At 40.2% G+C, this 6,038-nt stretch carries 3 protein-coding genes; all 3 read left to right on the plus strand.

The window, feature by feature from the left end; genetic code table 11:
• Positions 1-327: 327 nt before the first annotated feature.
• Entirely contained in the window at positions 328-2,973 is a 2,646-nt protein-coding gene (locus ACE1AT_RS22175; protein WP_374872259.1) for a PAS domain-containing protein, read from the plus strand.
• Between the two features lie 17 nt (positions 2,974-2,990).
• Positions 2,991-3,416: a response regulator gene (locus ACE1AT_RS22180; RefSeq protein ID WP_374872263.1), complete on the plus strand. Its 426-nt coding sequence runs from the start codon at positions 2,991-2,993 to the stop codon at positions 3,414-3,416.
• 120 nt (positions 3,417-3,536) lie between these two features.
• Positions 3,537-5,789 carry a response regulator gene (locus tag ACE1AT_RS22185; RefSeq protein WP_374872261.1) on the plus strand — a complete coding sequence of 751 codons (2,253 nt, stop codon included), beginning with the start codon at positions 3,537-3,539 and terminating at the stop codon, positions 5,787-5,789.
• The last annotated feature ends 249 nt before the right edge of the window (positions 5,790-6,038 follow it).

Raw genomic sequence — 6,038 nt, forward strand, 5'->3', positions numbered from 1 at the left:
GAGGAGTTTTTCAAAAAGGACATTATGTAGGTTGGGTGGAACGGAGTGTAACCCAACATTAACCAGACTATAATGTTGGGTTTCGCTGTCGCTACACCCAACCTACAAAACTACAGTTCTCAAAGTAGACGTGGTTTATATTGAGCTTTTTAACAAAAATCTTAAAAAACTCCTGCGAAAATTCAATATTACAGAAATGATTCATTAACTTAAAAAATAATAAATTTTATAGTATATTTTATTTGCAAATATTAAGTAGTCAAAATATTTACTTATTTTAGGTTTTACGATTTTGAAGCTGGAAGATTAATTGCTTCACCCATATTCATGAAAGCTCTACCAAATAATCAGGAAAAAGCAAGATTAGCAGCCCTTCGCCACTACCAAATACTCGATAGTGTAACCGAAGCAGCTTTTGATAATCTTGTTGAGTTAGCAGCCCTTATCTGTAGTACACCGATCGCTTGCATCAATTTTATCGACGAAAATCGACAATGGATACAAGCAAAAGTTGGTTGGGATGTCACTGAACTACCGCAGGATGTCGGGATGTGTCCTGTTTGCATTCAGCAAAAAGATATTTTGATTGTTCCTGATTGCTTCACAGATCAAGTATGGGCAGAAAATCCCATTGCAGCAGACCCGTACTATGTAAGATTTTATGCTGGCGTACCACTACTGACACCGGAAGGATATGCGATCGCCACCCTGTGCGTCATGGATCGTCAACCCCGACAACTTAATTCTCAACAAATAACAGCTTTGCAAAAGTTAGCTCAACAAGTGATGCTACTACTGCAAAGACAATTAATAAGCACACCATTACAAGATTGTCAACGTGTAGAAGCAGCACTACGAGAAAATGAACAACGCCTAAAACTAGCATTACAAGCTGGTAAGCTTGGTTCTTGGCAGGTGGATTTAAAAACTGGGGAACTGTTTACATCTAATCAGTGTAAAGCCAACTTTGGTATACTCCCCAAAACAGATTTTTCCTACACAATGCTGTTAGATTGCATCCACCCAGAAGATCGCGATTATGTACGCGAGTCTGTGAAGCAAGCTCTAGAACAGCAAATTGATTATGAAGCAGAGTACCGGACTATTTGGCCAGATCGTAGCGTCCATTGGATGTTATCGCGGGGTCGTGGCATTCATGAAACTGATGGTACACCAATGCGGATGATTGGTGTGACTTTGGATATTACCGAACGCAAGCAAGCAGAAGAAGCCTTACGCCAAAGTGAAGAAAGATTACAGTTGGTAATTGATGCGACAAATGATGCTATTTGGGATTGGGATATTGTTAAGAATACATGCTTTTGGTCAAAGCGATTTTATGAGTTATTGGGTGTAGCACACACAGACAAAAAACACTTTTATGAATCTCTTTATCAATTAGTATATCCCGATGATCGAGAACAATTTGCTGAGTTACTCTACCAACATCTCGAACTCAATCAGCCTTATCAAATGGAGGTGCGATTGCGTCGAGTGGATGGTAGATACAACTGGTTTTTGATCAGAGGTAAAGTTATTCGAGATGACGATGGTAGAGCGCTGCGGATGGTAGGAGTATTGAGTGATATCTCGGAACGCAAGCGCACAGAAGAAGAATTAAAACAGCAAAATCAGCGATCGCAACTCTTAGCTGAAATTGCTCTGAAAATTCGCCAACATTTACAAACAGAAGAAATTCTGCGAACCACGGTTACAGAAATCCAAAAACTTTTGCACGCGGATCGAGTGATTATTTTTCGACTGTGGAATGATGGTTCTGGAACAGTGGTGCAAGAAGCAGCCATTACTAGTTGTAGCTCAATTTTAGGGCAAAAGTTGTTTGAGAGGTGTTTTCAGGAAAATTATTACGAAGCTTATCGCCAAGGCAGAATTAATATTATCTGTGATGTTCAATCTGAAAGCGTCCATCCTTGTCATCGAGAATTTCTCGAAAATATTGATGTTAAAGCTCACATGCTTGTACCAATTATTGTCAGAGATACACTTTGGGGTTTACTAATTGCTCAACAATGTATCCGTCCGAGAAAATGGAATAATTGGGAAATTGAGTTCTTACAGCAACTAGCAAATCAGATTGGTATTGCTTTAGCCAAAGCGCAATTATTGGAAAAAGAAATACACCAACGTGAAGAATTAGCTCGTTCCAACGCTGAATTAGAGCAATTTGCTTATGTTGCTTCCCATGACTTGCAAGAACCATTACGAATGGTAACAAGTTACTTACAATTACTAGAAAGGAAGTATAAAAGTAAACTTGACACCAAAGCCGATGAATTTATTTCCTACGCCGTAGATGGTGCGAAACGGATGCAAATCTTGATCAATGATTTGTTGAGCTTTTCCCGTGTAAGTACCCGTGGACAGCCATTTGGAGTAGTTGATTGTCATAGTGCTTTACAACAGGCGATCGCTAATTTAAAAGTCGCAATTACTGAAACTCACGCAGTCATCACCTACGATGAACCTCTACCCCAACTCATCGCCGACGCTACCCAACTAGTACAAGTATTCCAGAATTTAATTAGTAATGCCATTAAATTTCGTAGCGAACAACCCCCGCAAATTCATATTGGCGTAGCGAAGAGAGACAGAGACGGGGGAGTGGGAGGACATGGAGGACAAGTAAGTAATTTTTCCCCCTTGTCTCCCTTGTCTCCCTTGTCTCCCTTGTCTCCCCACTCTCCCTACTCTCCCTTGTCTCCTACAGAAAACGAATGGCTCTTCTGGGTGCGCGATAATGGAATTGGGATAGAACCTCAGTATGGCGATCGCATTTTCATCATTTTTCAGCGTTTACACACTCGCGACAAGTATCCTGGTACTGGTATTGGTTTGGCAATTTGTAAAAAAATTGTCGAACGTCACGGTGGACAAATCTGGCTTGAGTCAAAACTTGGTCAAGGAACCACCTTTTACTTCACCATTCCAGATAGGATAGGTAGGGCATCGTGAATACTGTAATAGATGTTATGCCTATTGAGATTTTGTTAATAGAAGACAATCCCGGTGATGTAGAGTTGACCAAAATTGCCTTAGAGGACAGCAAAATCTCTGTTAACTTAAATGTAGTTGAAGATGGTGTAGAAGCGATCGCCTTTCTACGTCGAGAAGGTAAATATACTCAAGTTCCCCATCCAGATATTGTTTTACTGGATTTAAATTTACCAAAAAAAGATGGTAGAGAAGTACTAGCAGAAATCAAAGCTGATGAAAAACTCAAGCGAATTCCAGTAGTAGTACTGACAACTTCTCAAGCAGAAGAAGATGTTCTGAAGGTATATAATCTATCCGCCAACTGCTACATTACCAAGCCCGTTGACTTCGATCAATTTGTCAAAATTGTACAATCTATTGAAAATTTCTGGTTTACCATTGTCAAGCTTCCGTCGGAATAACGGAATCGGACAACGGGGATTGGGGATTGGGGATTGGGGACAAGGGAGATGAGGACAATCACTAATGACTAATGACCAATGACTAATGACCAATGACAAATAACAAATGACCATTGACAAATGATCAAAATTTTGTTGGTAGAAGACAATCCTGGTGATGTTCGTTTGTTGCAAGAATTTTTGTGGGATGTCACGACTGCACAGTTTCAATTAACACCTGTTGAGCGATTAGACCAAACGCTGAAGTTGCTCAATCAAGAAAATTTTGATGTCATTTTACTAGACCTTTCTTTGCCAGATAGTCAAGGTTTAGAAACTTTTATCACTTTACATCATCAAGCACCAGCGATTCCGATCATTGTGCTGACTGGTTTGGATGATGAAAATTTGGCTCTGCGGGCTATGCAGCAGGGAGCGCAGGATTATTTAGTCAAGGGACAGGTGAGCGGTGATTTGTTGGTGCGCTGTATGCGCTATGCTATTGAGAGACAAAGAATTGAAGAAGCATTGCGCCAAAGCGAGGAAAGATTTCGAGTCGCGCTCAAAAATTCTCCGATTGTTGTTTTTAACCAAGATAAAGAATTACGTTATACCTGGGTTTACAATGCTTCCCCAGGTTTTATTAATGAAGAAATTTTAGGTAAACAAGATTTAGATTTAATTGCTGTTGCAGATGGTCAGCGACTTTTTGATATTAAACAACGTGTATTGTCAACAGGAATAGGAATTAGAAAAGAAGTATCAATAAATACTGCTCAAGGAATCAGATATTTTGATTTGACAATAGAACCGTTGCGAAATGAAGCACAAGAAGTAGTGGGGGTAACTTGTGCAAGTATTGATATTAGCGATCGCAAACTTGCTGAAGAAAAAATCCGTGAACAAGCTGCATTGTTAGATGTAACTACAGATGCAATTTTTGTACGAGATTTAGATAATCGCGTTATTTTCTGGAACAAAGGCGCGGAAAATCTCTACGGCTGGCTAGCCCATGAAGCTTACGGGAAAACAGTTATAGAACTTTTATACGACGATGAACCCCCAGAAGTATTAGAAACAGCACTTTTGGCAGTTATTAAACAAGGTAAATGGCAAGGGGAGTTAACTAGAATTACCAAAAGTGGTAATAAAGTTTTAGTTTCTAGTCGTTGGAGTGTAGTTTGTCAAGAAGACGGAACACCAAAATCTATTCTCACTGTTGATACCGATATTACTGATAAAAAACAGCTAGAAACCCAATTATTTCGCGCCCAACGTCTAGAAAGTATCGGTACTTTAGCCAGTGGTATTGCCCACGACCTCAATAATATTCTCACACCGATTCTGGCTGTCTCTCAACTCTTGCCGTTGAAATTCCCCGATATTTATTCTGAACATCAACACTTGCTAGAAATACTCGAAGATAGTGCTAGACGTGGTGCGGAATTAGTCAAGCAAGTTTTGTCTTTTGCACGGGGTGTGGAAGGCAAGCGCATGACTCTGCAAGTCAAGCACTTAATCCGCGAAGTTGTCAAGATTGTCAAACAAACTTTTCCCAAATCAATTGAAGTGTGTATGGATGTAGCATCAGATTTGTGGACAGTTTATGGAGATAGTACACAACTGCATCAAGTGCTGATGAATCTTTGTGTCAACGCCCGTGATGCCATGCTAGATGGTGGGAGTTTGACTATTTCGGCAGAAAATTTATTTATTGATGAAAACTATGCTCGCATGAACTTGGAAGCCAAAGTTGGCCCCTACACGATTATTACTGTGGCAGACACTGGTGTGGGTATTCCCAGAGAAATTATCGAGAGAATTTTTGAACCATTTTTCACTACCAAAGAATTAGGTAAAGGCACAGGTTTAGGACTTTCCACAGTAATTGGTATTGTCAAAAGCCACGGTGGTTTTGTCAATGTCCATAGTGAAATCGGGCTTGGTACTCAATTTAAAGTTTACTTGCCAGCAGTCCAGGGAGTAGAAATAGAGTCAACACCACAGTTAGAACCGCTAGCAGGTAAAGGAGAACTGATTTTGATAGTAGATGATGAACCTGCTATTCAGGAAATTACTAGAGCATCACTAGAAATTCATAACTATAAAACTCTTGTTGCTAGTGATGGTATCGAAGCGATCGCACTATATGCCCAGAATCGTAACAAAATTAGTGCTGTCCTCATGGATATCATGCTACCGTCTCTAGATGGAATCACAGCTATTCGGACTTTACAAAAAATCAATCCCGCAGTCAAAATTGTCGCCACAAGTGGACTAGCCTCTAGCAGTAAATTAGCAGAAGCATCTACTAGTAATATTGGTGGTTTTCTGGCAAAACCTTACACAGTCAAGGAATTATTATTGACTTTACAGAAAGTTCTGAATAGTTAGTTGGAAGGGACCGGGGAACGGGGACAAGGGAAGGAAGACAAAGAGGATAAGGGAGACAAGGAGGACAGGAGGACAAGGAGGACAAGGAGAAATACGGTTCAGTTAAGAAGAAATGTAGGTTGGGTTGAGTGCAAGCGAAACCCAACAAAGCCTTGATAATGTTGGGTTTAGTTCCTCAACCCAACCTACGCTAGTTTTAGTTTTTAGCCTTAACTGAACCGTATTGGGACAAGGAGGACAAGGGGAAAT

The sequence above is a fragment of the Pelatocladus sp. BLCC-F211 genome (assembly GCF_041928655.1).
Lineage (GTDB): Bacteria > Cyanobacteriota > Cyanobacteriia > Cyanobacteriales > Nostocaceae > Pelatocladus.

Coding starts and splice junctions, on each gene's coding strand:
- ACE1AT_RS22180 (WP_374872263.1), top strand. CDS start 2,991: ATGCCTATTGAGATTTTGTTAATAGAAGACAATCCCGGTGATGTAGAG.
- ACE1AT_RS22175 (WP_374872259.1), top strand. CDS start 328: ATGAAAGCTCTACCAAATAATCAGGAAAAAGCAAGATTAGCAGCCCTT.
- ACE1AT_RS22185 (WP_374872261.1), top strand. CDS start 3,537: ATGATCAAAATTTTGTTGGTAGAAGACAATCCTGGTGATGTTCGTTTG.